This is a genomic window from Brevundimonas sp. FV1ye7S (assembly GCF_058680995.1).
Window position 1 is genome coordinate 1,583,030 of the sequence record NZ_CM178726.1, and the last position, 13,904, is coordinate 1,596,933.

At 67.1% G+C, this 13,904-nt stretch carries 16 protein-coding genes and 1 tRNA gene; 8 read left to right on the forward strand and 9 right to left on the reverse strand.

The window, feature by feature from the left end; genetic code table 11:
- Window positions 1–55: 55 nt before the first annotated feature.
- Window positions 56–1,090, reverse strand: a complete 1,035-nt coding sequence (locus tag ACW18C_RS07530) for an SMP-30/gluconolactonase/LRE family protein (protein WP_492073796.1) — start codon at window positions 1,088–1,090, stop codon at window positions 56–58.
- A 255-nt stretch (window positions 1,091–1,345) separates the two neighbouring features.
- On the opposite strand from ACW18C_RS07530, the gene ACW18C_RS07535 reads away from it, so the two are divergent.
- The 5 genes from ACW18C_RS07535 to ACW18C_RS07555 are packed head-to-tail and all read left to right on the forward strand — an operon-like array spanning window position 1,346 to window position 3,411.
- Window positions 1,346–1,765 carry a helix-turn-helix domain-containing protein gene (locus ACW18C_RS07535; RefSeq protein WP_008261975.1) on the forward strand — a complete coding sequence of 140 codons (420 nt, stop codon included), beginning with the start codon at window positions 1,346–1,348 and terminating at the stop codon, window positions 1,763–1,765.
- 58 nt (window positions 1,766–1,823) lie between these two features.
- On the forward strand, window positions 1,824–2,267 hold the full coding sequence (locus ACW18C_RS07540) for a response regulator transcription factor (protein ID WP_035306612.1): 444 nt from the start codon (window positions 1,824–1,826) through the stop codon (window positions 2,265–2,267).
- A 14-nt stretch (window positions 2,268–2,281) separates the two neighbouring features.
- Window positions 2,282–2,620 (forward strand): hypothetical protein, encoded by a 339-nt coding sequence (locus tag ACW18C_RS07545; protein ID WP_008260189.1) that lies wholly within the window; start codon window positions 2,282–2,284, stop codon window positions 2,618–2,620.
- Window positions 2,620–3,045, forward strand: a complete 426-nt coding sequence (locus ACW18C_RS07550; RefSeq protein ID WP_492073798.1) for a hypothetical protein — start codon at window positions 2,620–2,622, stop codon at window positions 3,043–3,045. Before ACW18C_RS07545 ends, ACW18C_RS07550 begins: the two co-directional genes overlap by 1 nt.
- 54 nt (window positions 3,046–3,099) lie before the next feature.
- Window positions 3,100–3,411 carry a hypothetical protein gene (locus ACW18C_RS07555; protein ID WP_492073799.1) on the forward strand — a complete coding sequence of 104 codons (312 nt, stop codon included), beginning with the start codon at window positions 3,100–3,102 and terminating at the stop codon, window positions 3,409–3,411.
- 67 nt (window positions 3,412–3,478) lie between these two features.
- On the opposite strand, the gene ACW18C_RS07560 is transcribed toward ACW18C_RS07555, so the two are convergent.
- From ACW18C_RS07560 to ACW18C_RS07570, 3 genes are read right to left on the reverse strand one after another with little or no spacing between them, the layout of a single operon-like run.
- Window positions 3,479–3,802 (reverse strand): hypothetical protein, encoded by a 324-nt coding sequence (locus ACW18C_RS07560; RefSeq protein WP_492073801.1) that lies wholly within the window; start codon window positions 3,800–3,802, stop codon window positions 3,479–3,481.
- Window positions 3,799–6,282 carry a cytochrome c oxidase subunit I gene (gene ctaD, locus ACW18C_RS07565; RefSeq protein WP_492073802.1) on the reverse strand — a complete coding sequence of 828 codons (2,484 nt, stop codon included), beginning with the start codon at window positions 6,280–6,282 and terminating at the stop codon, window positions 3,799–3,801. The genes ACW18C_RS07560 and ctaD overlap by 4 nt, the downstream gene beginning before the upstream one ends.
- On the reverse strand, window positions 6,279–6,941 hold the full coding sequence (locus tag ACW18C_RS07570; RefSeq protein WP_492073803.1) for a cytochrome c oxidase subunit II: 663 nt from the start codon (window positions 6,939–6,941) through the stop codon (window positions 6,279–6,281). The genes ctaD and ACW18C_RS07570 overlap by 4 nt, the downstream gene beginning before the upstream one ends.
- Window positions 6,942–6,962: 21 nt before the next feature.
- Here ACW18C_RS07570 and ACW18C_RS07575 point away from each other — a divergent pair, with 21 nt between their 5' ends.
- On the forward strand, window positions 6,963–7,475 hold the full coding sequence (locus ACW18C_RS07575) for a DUF2231 domain-containing protein (RefSeq protein WP_492073805.1): 513 nt from the start codon (window positions 6,963–6,965) through the stop codon (window positions 7,473–7,475).
- Here ACW18C_RS07575 and ACW18C_RS07580 read toward each other — a convergent pair.
- The 4 genes from ACW18C_RS07580 to ACW18C_RS07595 form a co-directional block, all read right to left on the reverse strand.
- Entirely contained in the window at window positions 7,445–7,957 is a 513-nt protein-coding gene (locus ACW18C_RS07580; RefSeq protein WP_492073807.1) for a CopD family protein, read from the reverse strand. The genes ACW18C_RS07575 and ACW18C_RS07580 overlap by 31 nt on opposite strands.
- On the reverse strand, window positions 7,954–8,652 hold the full coding sequence (locus ACW18C_RS07585; RefSeq protein ID WP_492073809.1) for a cytochrome c oxidase assembly protein: 699 nt from the start codon (window positions 8,650–8,652) through the stop codon (window positions 7,954–7,956). Before ACW18C_RS07585 ends, ACW18C_RS07580 begins: the two co-directional genes overlap by 4 nt.
- Window positions 8,653–8,945: 293 nt before the next feature.
- Window positions 8,946–9,021 (reverse strand) — tRNA-Thr (locus tag ACW18C_RS07590).
- A gap of 68 nt (window positions 9,022–9,089) precedes the next feature.
- On the reverse strand, window positions 9,090–9,527 hold the full coding sequence (locus tag ACW18C_RS07595; RefSeq protein WP_008263758.1) for an HIT family protein: 438 nt from the start codon (window positions 9,525–9,527) through the stop codon (window positions 9,090–9,092).
- Between the two features lie 122 nt (window positions 9,528–9,649).
- On the opposite strand from ACW18C_RS07595, the gene ACW18C_RS07600 reads away from it, so the two are divergent.
- Window positions 9,650–10,006, forward strand: a complete 357-nt coding sequence (locus ACW18C_RS07600; RefSeq protein ID WP_008260563.1) for a phage holin family protein — start codon at window positions 9,650–9,652, stop codon at window positions 10,004–10,006.
- Here the strand turns inward: ACW18C_RS07600 and ACW18C_RS07605 are convergent.
- Window positions 10,003–11,091: an ABC transporter ATP-binding protein gene (locus ACW18C_RS07605; RefSeq protein ID WP_492073812.1), complete on the reverse strand. Its 1,089-nt coding sequence runs from the start codon at window positions 11,089–11,091 to the stop codon at window positions 10,003–10,005. The two genes, ACW18C_RS07600 and ACW18C_RS07605, sit on opposite strands and share 4 nt — an antisense overlap.
- A gap of 180 nt (window positions 11,092–11,271) precedes the next feature.
- Between ACW18C_RS07605 and ACW18C_RS07610 the strand changes: the two genes are divergently transcribed.
- Complete coding sequence (locus ACW18C_RS07610; RefSeq protein ID WP_492073814.1) at window positions 11,272–13,893, forward strand: TonB-dependent receptor domain-containing protein; 2,622 nt, start codon at window positions 11,272–11,274, stop codon at window positions 13,891–13,893.
- Window positions 13,894–13,904 lie beyond the last annotated feature (11 nt).

The window sequence follows — 13,904 nt, forward strand, 5'->3', positions numbered from 1 at the left end:
CGTCAATGGTCTGGCGAAGCCGCGATGTCGAGACCCTATGGAGGTCGTCAGACCCTCAGCCCAGGGTCAAGGTCCGCAGGCGCAGAAGCCGGTCTCCGGCCGTGATGAACAGGCTCCGGCCGTCTTCGCCGAAGGTGCAGTTCGCCGCAGCCCCGCCGGTGTCGATACGGCCCAGGCTGCGCCCCTCGGGCGTCAGCACATGTACTCCGCCGGGACCTGTGGCGAACAGATGGCCCGCGCGATCGACGGCCATACCATCCGGCAGGCCAGGATTGGACGGCCCGACCTGATCTGAGAAGTCCATCAGCACGCGCGGCTTCATCGCCTGCCCGGTTCGGCTCAGATCATAGGCCAGCAATAACGGGCGTTCGGGATCGGAGACCGCCACATAGAGGGTCCGCTGATCCGGCGACAGGCCGATCCCGTTGGGGAAGCTGAGACTGTCGTCCAACAGGGTCACGACGCCGTCGGGGTCCAGCCGATAGACGCCGTTGTACGCCGTCTCCTTCAGCGGCGACCGGTCCATGTCCTTCAGTCCATAGGGCGGATCGGTGAAGAAGATCGCGCCGTTGGAGGCCTGGACCAGGTCGTTGGGCGAGCTGAAGCGGGCGTCGCCATAGCGGGTCGCCAGCAGGGTCTTGGCGCGGGTGGCCAGATCGACGCGCGCAATGGCGCGGGCGCCATGATCGGCCATCAGGATCGAACCGCGGGGGCCGGCGATCAGTCCGTTCGACCCTGGCTCTCGAAAGACAGACGCGTCCGGCCCGTCATAGCCCGACGGCTCCATGAAGACCGAGACGCCGTCCTTCTCGGACCAGCGATGAATCCGGTTCTCGGGCACGTCGCTGAACAGCAGATAGCCGCCGTCAGCGATCCATACCGGGCCTTCGGACCAGGTGAAGCCCGAGGCGAGTGTCTCCAGCCGGGCGTCCGGGGCGATCAGGTGGTCCAGCGCCGGATCGTGACGGATCACGCGGGCGGCGGAGGCGGGGGCGCGGGCCGTGGCGCAACCGGCGCCGACGAAGCTTCCCGCGAGGCTTCCAGCGAGAACGAGACGACGAGAGAGGGTCAGGGTGAAACTCCGGGACAAGGGGAAGGGTTGGTGTGGTTTCAGGGCGAGCCGGCGCGGCGCGCAGGCTTCATGATCATCGGGCTTGTTTCAATCTGAACGGCCGACGCGTTGCGGGCGGAGCGCAAGTACTGGAGCTTTTTCCTGTCACGACAAGCCATCATCCTGTCGCATCATCGAAGCGATGGCTGTCGGCGTCTTCCATATCGGCGGCAAACGTCGGCGAGGCCGTCAGGCGGCTTGACGACTCGGGTCGGACCAAGGCTAGCTTTCGCCATGGCAAAAGTCGCGATCAAGACGCCCCAAGGCGATAACCTCAATCCCGTAGACCTGCACGTGGGCCGGCGTGTCGCCGAACGCCGCCAGGCGTTGCGCTACAGTCAGGCTCAACTGGCCCAGGCGGCCGGGGTCACCTTCCAGCAGATCCAGAAGTACGAGCGCGGGAGCAATCGGATCGCCGCCTCGCGCCTGTGGGAGATTGCGGAATTCCTGAACGTGGATCTGAACTACTTCTTCGAGGGTCTGGGTCTGCCCGATGGACCCGAGGCGCGCATGGGCGGCGCACCCACGAAACAGACGGCCGAGATCGCCCGGCGGGCGCCCGAGCTGTCGGTGCGAAACCAGAAGCTCGTTCTGGACCTGATCCAGCAACTGGCCCGGGTTTCTGCAGAGACCGGCGCGGAAATCGATGTCTAGACTTCGGCTCGCTGTCCGTTGCGGACGGCGAGCCCTTTCGCGGATCGGACGCTAGGCGATGGGGCGACTGACGCGGCGCGAGATCGAATGCGTGCAACTGGCCGGCCTGAGACTGTCAAATCAGGAGATTGCAGACGTGCTGGGCATCACGCCCAGCACCGTGGCGAACTATCTGCAAAGCGCCAACGCCAAACTCGGCACCAGTCACCGGCGGGCGGCGGCCCAGGCGCTGGGCATTCAATACCCAGGCGCCGGAATGACCGATGCCGAACTGGCCGAGCGGCTGCCAGAACGACTGCGTCCGGCCGTCTCGCCGGGCGTGGGGAACCCGATCGATGACCGGCCCTGGGCGGCGCGCTTCTGGCGACCGCCTCCGGCGAACCGGTTCATCCGTCTGGGCGTCATCGTCGGCGCGACGGCGCTCTGGCTGCTCGTACTGGGCGGTCTGACGTCTTTGGTGATGACGATCTTCTCGACGCTCGACGCATGGCGGCCCTCTTAGCCGGGATCCTCGCCATGAATCACAAGACCGACTTCGCCAACTTAATCGCCAGACGACTTCAGACCGCTGAACAGGCGCTCGATCAGGCGCTTGCCGAAATCAGCCTTCTGACCCACGACATGACGCGCCACCGCGCCGGCGCCCGGTTCGCCGCCCAGGCGGGCCACCAGGCCCTGGTCGACGTCCAGGCGGCGGCCGGGGCGCTTGTCGAGGGGCGGTCCCGGCTCGTGGCCAGTCACGATCGACTGGCGCGCATCGCCCGCACGCTCGGCATAATCGTCACAGCCGGCGGACCGCTGGAGGGCAAGGATCAGCCCGCCGGCGGAGCGACGGCGCTGGCGCTGGACGCCTGATGCTCCAGGCGGGGCTGCTGATCATCAGTCTGGTCGCCCTGGCCGCCCCTGTCGTCTGGGGCGGTCGCGCCGACCGCTGGGCCGCCGTGCTTCTGATGGCGGACATGGTGCTCAGCCCATTGGCGCAGCATCTGATGCTCGGCGATGTCCGCTGGGGCGTCGCCCTGGTGGATCTCGCCTGCGCGATCGGCCTGATCGGCCTGGCGTTGCGGGCGGACCGCTGGTGGCTTCTGTTCGCCGCTGGTCTTCAGGTCGCCGTCGTCCTGACCCATTTCGCCGCCCTGGGCCCCGCCTTCATCTATAACTGGACGGCCGTCACGGTCAGGCTTGCGACCTGGATCGCCTTGCTGATCGTGCTTCTGGCCGGCGCCTATGAAGCTCATCTGGTGCGCCGGTATCGATTGCTGCCTGGCGCGCCGGCCTAACTCACTCTTGTTGATTTCGCCGTCGCCAGGGGCTGACGGCGAGGAGATTCCCCCATGGCCGAGAGCCACATGCCGACCTTCGCCGACCTGTTCGCCGAATGGGACATCCTTCGCCGGTTCGACGGCTTCCTGCCCGATGAATTTGCATCCTACGAAGCCTGCTGCGCGGCCGAGCGCGATTTTGAGATGCGGCTTGAGCGATGCGAGAGCCAGTTGCTCGCCTGCACGCCCACTTCCGAACGGGAAGCCGCCTGGCTGCTCGAGGTGATCAATACAGGCGAGGGGCTCACGCCCCAGACGTTCGCCACATTGAACCGCATCCAGGCTTGGATGGTGTCGCGCGGCATGACGGCGCACGCGGTTTGAAATCAGGCCAGGCGACGATCTCAAGGTTGACGCTCTGCAGACGTGGTCATCGCTCGCTGTCGGCTCGTCAAAGGCAGTAGGTCGTGACCACCGTCGGCAACAGCGTCCAGACCGCCGCGATCAGTCCCACCCAGGCTGTGGCGCGACTGACGAAGCGCACGAACGGCGAGGGCGAACTGAAGCGCGGGGCGTGAAGGGCCAGGATCAGACCCACCTGCAGCAGCACCGCCAGCCCATAGGCGCCCCCCATCAGCAGGCGCGGGACGGAGACCAGGCCGAAGACCGACCCGCCGATCCCGTGTCCGCAGATCAGCCCGTGCAGGCCGTACACCGCGCTGAAGCTGGCCAGCCAGACCAGGGGCGCGACCAGGATGCGCAGGATATCCCTCACGCCAGCAATCCCGGAAGATGGGCGACGACGAGGATCAGCGTCGAGGCGCCGGCCATGTAGTCGACCCAAAGGGCCACCACCGGGAATTCGGCCTGACGGCTGGGCGAGGTGAAGCCCCTGACGACGCGGGCGGTGAGGAAGGCGGCCATCAGGGCCGCCAGGACGGCGTGAAAAAGGGCGTAGGATCCGAGCACCAGGAGCGTCGCTCCATAGGCGTGGTCGCCGGGCGTCGGGGCCCGCAGGACCACCCCGCCCGCCGCCGCCGCAACCCCCAGGGCGGCGGCGAAGGTCAGGCCCAGCCAAGGCCGGGCGTCCTGGCCCTTTCGATTGGCCCGCGCGGCGCGTCGGATCGCCACCACGCCAAGCCCAGCCCCGATGAGGCCCAGCGCCAGCTCCGGCGCCGACGACGTCAACCAGGCGGGCGGCGGCCAGGACGGGGCGACCGTCCACAGGAAGGCGAAGCCGAACAGCAGCGAGCCGAAGAAGGTCGCATTGGCCGTCAGCAGGAGGACCGACCCCCACCAGCTGGGCGAACGGCTGACCTGGGTGGCGTTGGGCAGCATCAGGTCGCGACCGATCGACCGAGGGGGCAGATCGGTCGTGCGTCCCAGCGACCAGGCCCAGCGCCACGCCAGGATCGTCACCCCGACCACCGCCAGCGGAACCGTCCAGTAGAACTTCAGCAACAGGGAGACGAAGAACACCCCCGTCACGGCCGCCATCAGGATCGGCAGGCGGGTGTTGGTCGGGTAGATGATGTGAAAGTCCGGCTTGCCGGTCGCGACCTCGACCGTCAGGCTTTCGCGCCACCCCTGTTCGGGTTCCGAGAGATAGCCTTCACCGCGCGCAAGGCGGAGCGTCAGCCCGGGATCGTCGGCGAGCGGCTGACGGCTGTCGACATGGGGCAGGCTGGCGAAATTATACGCTGGCGGCGGCGTCATCATCGCCCACTCCAGGGTTCCGGCCTGCCAGGGGTCGCGACGGCTGCGTCGCGCGGTGAAGGCGTGGAGCACCAGATCGACGATCACCATGGCGATGCCGATGGCCAGCACGAAACTGCCGATCGACGAGATCAGGTTGACGGTCGTCCAGCCGTCCTCCGGCAGATAGGTCGAGATGCGCCGCCGCTGGCCCAGCAGACCGACCCAGTGCATGGCCAGGAAGGTGACATGGAAGCCGATGAAGACGAGGGCGAAGGCCAGCTCGCCCAGCCGGAAGAACCGCGCACGGCCGCTGACGTGGGGCATCCAGTAGTAGAGCCCGGCCAGGATCGGAAAGACGAAGCCGCCGAACAGGACGTAGTGAAGGTGGGCGGTGATGAAGGCGGTGTCGTGCGCCTGCCAGTCGAACGGAACCACAGCGACCATGACTCCGGTCAGCCCCCCGATCACGAAGGTGAAGAAGAAGCCAAGCAGGTGCAGCATCGGCATGCGCAGGCTGGGCCTGCCCTTCCACATGGTCCCGATCCAGGCGAACAGCTGAACGCCCGTCGGCACCGCGACCAGGGTCGAGGCCGCCGAGAAGAAGGCCAGCCCCATATGCGGGATGCCGGTCGTAAACATGTGGTGGACCCAGATGCCGAACGACAGGAAGGCCAGTCCCGTGGCCGAGGCCACGATCCAGCCATAGCCGAGCAGGGTCGTGCGACACATGACCGGCAGGATGGTCGAGATCACCCCCGCCGCCGGCAGGAAGATGATGTAGACCTCCGGGTGGCCGAACAGCCAGAACAGGTGCTGCCACAACAGGCTGTCGCCGCCGAACTCGGCCTGGAAGAAGGGCAGTCCGAACGCCCGTTCCAACTCCAGCAGGATCGAGCCCAGGATCAGCGGCGGAAAGCCGGTCAGGATCATCAGGGCGGTGACCAGGGCGTACCAGGCGAAGATCGGCATCTTGTCCAGCGACATGCCGGGCGCACGGTATTTCAGGATCGAGACGGTGATCTCGACCGCCGCCGCGATGGCCGAGATCTCGACGAAGGTGATGCCGATCAGCCAGAAATCGGTGTTGATCCCGGGCGAATAGATCGCCCCGGTCAGCGGCGGATACATGAACCACCCGCCGTCCGGCGCGATGCCCAGCACCATCGACACCAGCATCATCGTGCCGCCGAAGACATAGCACCAGAAGCCGTAGGCCGAGAGCCGGGGGAAGGCCAGGTCGCGCGTGCCCAGCATCTTGGGCAGCAGATACATGGCCAGTCCCTCGAAGGTCGGGATGGCGAACAGGAACATCATGATGGTCCCGTGCATGGTGAAGATCTGATTGTAGATCTCCGGCCCCGCGAAGGCCGAATGGGGCGTCGCCAGTTGAGCCCGGATCAGCATGGCGAGCACGCCGCCGACCAGGAAGAAGAAGAAGGACACGGCCAGGAACATCCGACCGACGTCGGTGTGGTTGACGGTCGAGAACAGGCCGCGCGCGCCCGGTTCGGACGACCAGATTTCGGTCAGGCGGCGGTGGCGCTGGAGCGTGTTCATGGCGTGCCGCTTCGGACGAAGCGCTCCCAGGAGGCGGGGTCGTGGGCGACCACGGTGAAGGCGAAATCGTCGTAGCCGACGCCGCTGAACTCGGCGCTTCGGCCCGCATAGACGCCGGGGACGTCGGCCTCGATGCGCAGGACATTCACATGGCCGGGAATGGCGTCGATCTTGCCGGCCAGGCGCGGCGCCCAGAAGCTGTGGATCACGTCCGTGGATGTGATCGCGACATCGACCGGCCGCCCGGCGGGAATGTGAAGCACATGGTCCGTTCTCCGCCCCGGCGCATCGGCGTAGCTGAACGCCCAGGCGGACCGGCGGGCCTCGGCGCCGACGCGGACGACATCCATCCCCTGCCTTGGAAGCAGTCGCTCGCCCGCCGCCAGCCCATAGGCGAGAAGGGCCAGCAGCACGATGACCGGGAAGGCGATGCCCAGCTTGATCACCCACAGCCGCTCGTGCCGCGTTTCGTCAACGGGGCCTCGCGTCCTGAACGCCAGCGCGACCAGGGTCATCACCAGGGCGAAGATGGCGACGGCCCCGCCCAGCATGACCCACCAGATCTGGGCGATGGTGCGAGCGGCGGGGCCGGCCGGATCGACGGTCGACAGGGCTCCCTCGCAACCCGCCAGCGCCAGCGCCGTTGTCAGAACCACCATGGGACGCGGCAGGGACGGGATATGACGGACAAGATCGAAGAGGAAGCCGAGGCCCTGATCGACCCGATTGCGGCCGCGCCTGGGTTTTCCGCGACCGAGTCGCGCGTCGCGGTGTTCGGTCACCCGATCCATGCGATGAGCGTCGCCTTCCCCGTGGCCCTGACCTTCTGCACACTGGGCGCGGACGCACTGTACTGGTGGACGGGCGACGGCTTCTGGGCGCGGGCCGCCCTGTGGTCCGCCGGCACGGGTTTTCTGTTCGGCATGTTGGCGGGCGTTTCCGGAACGGCCGAATTGCTGATGGTGTCGGGCATCCGGGCGCGGGCTCCGGCCTGGACCCATTTCATCATCGCGGTGACCTTGCTGGCGCTGCTCGGGGCGAACTGGGGGCATCGTCTCTATGGTTACGAGGCGGCCGTGTTGCCTTACGGCATCATGCTCTCGGCCCTGTGTGTCGGGGTGGTGGCGGTAACGGGCTGGCATGGCGGCAAACTCGTCTTCGACTATCGACTGGGCGTGTCGAACAAGAGCTGACCGCTCCGGGGTTGCGTCAGCCAGTCCGGCAGGACGACCCAGGCCAGCGTCGGCTTGGCCAACACCAGGGTGAGGATCATCAACATCGGCAAGAGAACCAGGGCGATCGGGATATAGGGCCGGGGCGGGGTGTGTTCGTCAGGGTCTTCGCCGATCCGCGCGAGGGTGTGGCCGATCCAGCCATGGGCCATCACCAGCATCGCGACGAACGCCAGTTTGGCGAACAGCCACGGCACATAGACCTCGCGCAGGAAGATCAGCCAGGTGCCGGCGATCACGGCGATGACGGCCGCCGGCGTGACGCACATCGTATAGGTCAGGTGCGAGGCGTTCCGGACGACGCGATAGTCTTCAATCGAGATGTTCGGGTCATGGCGCGTCAACATCAGCGGCAGGGCCAGCAGCCCTCCGCACCAGATCACCAGGGCCACGATATGGGCCGCCTTGAACAGCGGAACGGCGGGTATCAGCCAGTCGATCATGCGCGCGTCGCCTTCAGTCGCGACCAGCCCTGGCGCGCGATCCAGATGGTTGCGATCGCGTAGGGTATCCCCGCCGGCGCCCACATGATCAGCCCTCCCAGGGCCTGATCCTCCAGCGGGGTCATGCCCCAGGCCAGGGGCGCGAAGCTGTGCGCCGCGTAGAGGGACGTCGGGGCGAAGGTCAGCAGGGCGCCGAGCAGCCCCATCTGGGCGAAGGCGGCGATCACAAACCCGAGGCGATCCACGGGTGCGCCGTCCCCGGCCAGGACCGCCCGCCAGAACAGCACCGCGCTGCCGAGCAGCGAGATCTGCATCACCCAATAGACTGGGATATTGGTCAGGGCGGCGTCATAGGCTGCGGGAATGTGCCAGATCCAGAGGACGGTGGTCGAGACCACGAAAGGAATCACGATTCCCCCCGGCCGTCGCGCCGGGACCGCCAAGGCTAGAAGCGGCGCGGCGACGGCGATGAGCAGGACGTGATGCACGACCCGCGCCGAAAACAGGGCCGCCGACAGGGCGCAGAGCGGAGACACGAAGGCGATCGCCAACACCGCCACGCCGGCCAGTCCGGCCCGGTCGCGCCGCAGGCCCACGCCCAGCGCGAACAGCGCGGCGAGAAGAATCGGGTCCAGATTCCAGCTCGTGGCGAGTTCGCCGGGAAGCGGCGCAGGACCGCAGTAAGTGGCGTGCATTCAGGGCGTTTCCCTGCCGATTGATGAGTGTCGTGCGTCCGTGGCCCCGGCATGTCTTCGCGGCCGTCAGATACCTAAGCCGTATCGGACAAGGATGTTCCGACCTGAGTGTTTCGGCGCGATCGGTGTCTCGCCACCCTTCAGGGCTCGGCTATGGTCAAAGCCATACCGCGTGGTCGCCCGTGCCTTCCCGACTGAAACGCCGTGAAAGCGCACCCGTTCGATATCGGTCTGTGATCCGCTGCGCCCTCAAGGCGCCACCTGCAAAACTGCAGGGCCAAGTCGTGAAGAGATGGTGCCGGTTGCAGGAATCGAACCCGCGACATCCAGTTTACAAAACTGGCGCTCTACCAACTGAGCTAAACCGGCCCCGGTCTTGAGGACTGGCTGGCCTTATGCGGACGGATTCACGCCTGTGCAAGACGGATCCGCCACGCTCAGGCCAGTTCTGCGGCGATCCGGTCGGCCAGGGGCCTCAAGGCGGCGGCTTCGGCCATGGGCGCGTGGCCGTGTCCCTTCATCGGCCGGTCGGCCCAGCGGGGGATGATGTGGAAATGCAGGTGGAAGACGGTCTGGCCGCCGGCGTCGCCGTTGAACTGCATCACGGCGATCCCGTCGGGCTTCAGCGCCCTTTCGACCGCCACGGCCGTGCGTTGCAGGGCGGCCGTCAGCCGGGCCAGGATGTCCGGCTCGACCTCCAGCAGGTTCCGCGCCTGCGACTGTTTGGCGATGATCAGGACATGGCCTTCCGACTGGGGAAACACGTCCATGAAGGCCAGGACGTGGTCGTCCTCCCACACCTTCACCGAGGGGATCTCGCCGCGCAGGATCTTGGCGAAGATGTTGTCGGGGTCGTATTCGCCGTGAAGGCTCATGGCCGGTCTCCGTATCGTGTCGCAGTCTGGATCAGCGCCCTGATTAGCAGCCGGGGCGGGCGAGGGGGAGCCTTTGCCGGCATGCCGCGTTATGGTGACGCTTCCACATCATTGAGGACAACATGATCCGTTTCATCATCCAGGCCGTCGTCACCATGGCCGGCCTGTGGCTGTCGGCCCAGATCGTGCCGGGCGTCGACTTCACCAATAACGGCTCGCTGATCGCGGCGGCGATCATTCTGGGCCTGGTCAACGCGATCGTGCGGCCGATCATGGTGGTGCTGACCTTCCCGATCACGGTCGTCACCCTGGGTCTGTTCCTGCTGATCGTGAACGCGGCGATGATCGGCTTGACCGCCCTGTTCCTGAACGGCTTCGCCGTGGACGGCCTGTGGGCGGGAATCGGGGCGGCCATCGTCACCGGCGTGGTCAGCTGGATCGCTGGCGCCTTCATCGGCGGTGACGAAAAGCGCGGCTAAAGTCGGGAAAAGGCGCGACCTTCCGCGTCGAACAGATGGGCCTGGTCGGCGGGGACGTGCAGGGTCAGCGATTCGCCGACCCTGGCCGGAGCCCCGCCCGCCAGCTGGACCGTCAGGGTGTCCTGCGACGCCGGATGTTTCAGATGGGCCATGGTCGTCGCCCCCAGGGGCTCGACGAACAGGACCTCGGCGGTCAGCACGTCGCCCTCGGCCGACAGGCTCAGATGTTCGGGCCGGACGCCCAGGGTGATGCGGTCGCCGGCCTTGGCCGAGGCGGCGTCCACCGCCACGCGGATCGTCTCGCCTGCCGTCGTCCGCACCGTGGCCCCGGCGGCCGAGGCGGCGACCACCTCGCCCGCCAGCAGGTTCATGCGCGGACTACCGATGAAGCCGGCGACGAACAGATTGGCCGGGCGCTGGTACAGGTCCATCGGCGCCCCGACCTGTTCGATCCGGCCGCCGTTCAGCACCACGATCCGGTCGGCCAGGGTCATGGCCTCGACCTGGTCGTGGGTCACATAGATCATCGTCGTCTTCAGCTCGGCGTGCAGGCGCGCGAATTCGTAGCGCATACGAACCCGCAGGGCGGCGTCCAGGTTCGACAGCGGCTCGTCGAACAGGAAGACGTCGGGTTCGCGCACGATGGCGCGGCCGATGGCGACGCGCTGGCGCTGGCCGCCGGACATGGCCTTGGGTTTGCGGTCCAGATAGTCTGTGATGCTCAGGGCTTCGGCGGCGGCGCGCACGCGGCGATCGATCTCGGCCTTGTCCGTCTTGGCCAGTTTCAGCCCGAAGGCCATGTTTTCATAGGCCGTCATGTGCGGATACAGGGCGTAGGACTGAAACACCATGGCGATGCCCCGGTCGGACGGCGACAGGTCGTTGACCACGCGGTCGCCGATGGAGACTTCGCCCGTCGTCGCCTCTTCCAGCCCGGCGATGGTGCGCAACAGGGTGGACTTGCCGCAGCCGGACGGGCCGACGAAGACCACGAATTCGCCATCGGCGATCTCCAGATCGACGCCCTTCAGCACCTCGACGGCGCCGAACGCCTTCTTCACGTCGACCAGACGGACGTTCGCCATGTTTTTTCCCTGAACCGCTTCCATTTTTCTCTACCGTAACCGGTTACATCGCCGGATCAAAGGCTCGCGATATTCCAGAGCGTATGCAGAACCGCTAATTTTGCAAATTTGCAAAATTACTCTTTCGCAAAATACACGCCATCGCTAGAAGCCGCCGTCACGGTTTTGGGGAGCACAGACATGGCGCGGCGTAAAATCCTGATGGCGACGGCTTCGGTCGCCTGGCTGGCGGGCGTGTGTGCAGTTCAGGCGCAAGAGGGGCCGTCTCGCGTGGACGATATCGTCGTCACCGGATCGCGCATCGCCGGCGGCGACCGGATCGCGCCGGTCGAGACTTTGGAGCGGAACGTCATTGCGGCCGCCGGCGTCGCCGACGCTTCGCAACTGGTCCGCCTGATCACCGCCAACTCGGGCTCCGAGGCCCAGGTGGATCAGCTGAATCAGCCGCAGAGCTCGGGCACGGCCCAGTTCAATCTGCGCAATCTCGGCCTGGGTTCGACCCTGGTCCTGGTCGACGGCCAGCGCTGGACGACAAGCGCCGTGGTGGCGACCGACGGCTCGGCCTTCGTCGACATCAATTCGCTCGTTCCCATGATCGCCCTGCAGCGGGTCGAGGTGGCTAGGGACGGCGCCTCGGCCGTCTATGGCTCGGACGCCGTGGCCGGGGTGGTCAACTTCATCACCCGTCACAATGTGGCGGAGCCCGAGATCAGCGCCAAATACGCCGTGGCCGACGGATCGGAAGAGAGCGTGATCCAGGCCATCGGCGGTCTTGCGCTGCTGGGCGGCGACCTGACCCTGGCGGCCTCGCATTTCCACCGGTCGGCGCTCAGCACCGACGAGCGCGACTTCACCCAGGCGGACCGTTACGGCCGCGCGTCCTGGACCGCCGTGACCAGCTACGGTCAGCCGGGCTCCTATTACCGGCCCGGCACGGGGGCCTATGCGCCGGACCCGGCCTGCGACAATCCCGCCTTCGACGCCACCTATCGCAACAGCGCCGGCGACGCCTTCTGCCGCCTCGACTATTCCGACTTCTTCGACCTGACGCCGGAGGAGACGCGCACCCAGGCCTTCGCCGACTATCGCCGTCCGGTCGGGGACATGATCCTGTCGCTTCAGGCGGCCTGGTCGACCTCCGAAACCCGCGCCCGCCAGACGCCGTCGCTGCCCATCCTGGCCCAGTCCCTGACCGTGCCGGCCTCGCACCCCGACAATCCGTTCGGCGAGGACGTCCTGTTCCGGGGCCGGCTTCTGGGCGCAGAGGCCGGGGCTTCGACCGCCGTGTTCGAGTATGAGACCTGGCGCCTGGCCGCCGGTCTGGACGGTGACTTCGCCGGCGGCTGGACCTGGAGCCTGGCCGCGACCGCCAGCCGCCAGCATGTCGCCTATGACAAGCCGGACGTGATCGGCAGCGCGCTGCAGAACGCCCTGAACGGTCTGGGGGGCGCCGGCTGCGATGCGGCGACGGGGTGGCCGGGCGTCGGCGCCTGTCAGTATTTCAACCCCTTCGGCAGCGCCTATCTCGGGACCGGCACGGCCAACAGCGCCGAACTGATCGACAGCCTGACCGGCTCAACCGGTCTGCGCGGCGCGTCCAGCCTGACCACGGCCGACGCCTCGACCGGCGGCCAGGCCCTGGCCTGGGCCGGGGGGCGGGTCGATGTGGCCCTGGGCGCCCAGTATCGCCGCAGCGCCTTCCGTCATGACTGGAGCGATCTGGTCAACGCCGGCGAACTGCTGACCGCCGGGTTCTCGCCGGACTTCGAAGGCGACCAGCAAACCCTGGCCGGCTTCGCCGAGGCCCGAATCCACCTGGGCGACCGGATCGAGGCCCAACTGGCCGGGCGTTACGAATCCTATGACGGCGATCAGGGCCGGTTCAGCCCCAAGGCGGCGGTCCGCTGGGACGTGACCGACGCCCTGGCGCTGCGCGCCTCGTGGGGGCAGGGGTTCCGCGCCCCGTCCGTCTACGCCCAGTCCGGCGCCCAGGCCTCTCAGCCGTCGGTGTTCGATCGGGGGGCGTTCGTCTTCGTCAACACCCTGACCTCGGGCGACGCCGACCTGAAACCCGAAAAGTCCGAGAGCCTGACCTTCGGCGCCCTGTGGCGTCCGATCGAGGGGCTGGAACTGGGCCTGGACGCCTGGCGCTTCGACTATGCCGACCAGGTGGTCAAGGAATCGGCCCAGGCGATCATCGATCAGGCGGCGGCCGATACGGCGGCGGGCCGCACCGGCACGGACGCCCAGTCGCGCATCACCCGTTCGGCCGGCGGCGCCCTGACCTTCGTCCAGCTCTATTTCGTCAACGCCTCTTCCATCGAGACGCAGGGGATCGACCTGGCGGCGCGTTACGGTCGCGAGCTGTGGGGCGGGCGGGCCTCGGCCTCGGCGACCTGGACCTATGTGGACCGTTACGACATCCGGCTCAGCGACGGCGCGGCCCAGGTGTCGGGCGTGGGCTCGACCAATCTGAACAATATCGGCCGGTCCCTGCCGCGCAATCGCGGCGAATTCGCCCTGTCCTGGAGCGGCGGCGGTCACGCCCTGACCGGCCTGGTCCACTACACAGCCGGTTATCGTAACGACCGCAGCGGGATCAACGACACCACCATCGCCAGCCAGACCACCGTCGATCTGCTCTACACCCGCACGCTCGGCCTCGACCTCGACATGGCCCTGGGCGTGGTCAATCTGGCGGACAAGGCGCCGCCCCTGGCCCAGTACGCCTTCGGCTACGACCCGGTCGTCGCCGATCCGCGTGGACGGGTGTTCAGCCTGGGCCTGACGAAACGGTTCTGATCAGGGCGCGG

Bases quoted from the DNA above. Each gene is read 5' to 3' on its own strand.
- ACW18C_RS07600 (WP_008260563.1), top strand. From the start codon at position 9,650: ATGATCCGTTTCATCATCCAGGCCGTCGTCACCATGGCCGGCCTGTGG.
- ACW18C_RS07595 (WP_008263758.1), bottom strand. From the start codon at position 9,527: ATGAGCCTTCACGGCGAATACGACCCCGACAACATCTTCGCCAAGATC.
- ACW18C_RS07540 (WP_035306612.1), top strand. From the start codon at position 1,824: ATGGGGCGACTGACGCGGCGCGAGATCGAATGCGTGCAACTGGCCGGC.
- ACW18C_RS07545 (WP_008260189.1), top strand. From the start codon at position 2,282: ATGAATCACAAGACCGACTTCGCCAACTTAATCGCCAGACGACTTCAG.
- ACW18C_RS07550 (WP_492073798.1), top strand. From the start codon at position 2,620: ATGCTCCAGGCGGGGCTGCTGATCATCAGTCTGGTCGCCCTGGCCGCC.
- ctaD (WP_492073802.1), bottom strand. From the start codon at position 6,282: ATGAACACGCTCCAGCGCCACCGCCGCCTGACCGAAATCTGGTCGTCC.
- ACW18C_RS07570 (WP_492073803.1), bottom strand. From the start codon at position 6,941: ATGGTGGTTCTGACAACGGCGCTGGCGCTGGCGGGTTGCGAGGGAGCC.
- ACW18C_RS07585 (WP_492073809.1), bottom strand. From the start codon at position 8,652: ATGCACGCCACTTACTGCGGTCCTGCGCCGCTTCCCGGCGAACTCGCC.
- ACW18C_RS07575 (WP_492073805.1), top strand. From the start codon at position 6,963: ATGACGGACAAGATCGAAGAGGAAGCCGAGGCCCTGATCGACCCGATT.
- ACW18C_RS07535 (WP_008261975.1), top strand. From the start codon at position 1,346: ATGGCAAAAGTCGCGATCAAGACGCCCCAAGGCGATAACCTCAATCCC.
- ACW18C_RS07605 (WP_492073812.1), bottom strand. From the start codon at position 11,091: ATGGCGAACGTCCGTCTGGTCGACGTGAAGAAGGCGTTCGGCGCCGTC.
- ACW18C_RS07580 (WP_492073807.1), bottom strand. From the start codon at position 7,957: ATGATCGACTGGCTGATACCCGCCGTTCCGCTGTTCAAGGCGGCCCAT.
- ACW18C_RS07555 (WP_492073799.1), top strand. From the start codon at position 3,100: ATGGCCGAGAGCCACATGCCGACCTTCGCCGACCTGTTCGCCGAATGG.
- ACW18C_RS07610 (WP_492073814.1), top strand. From the start codon at position 11,272: ATGGCGCGGCGTAAAATCCTGATGGCGACGGCTTCGGTCGCCTGGCTG.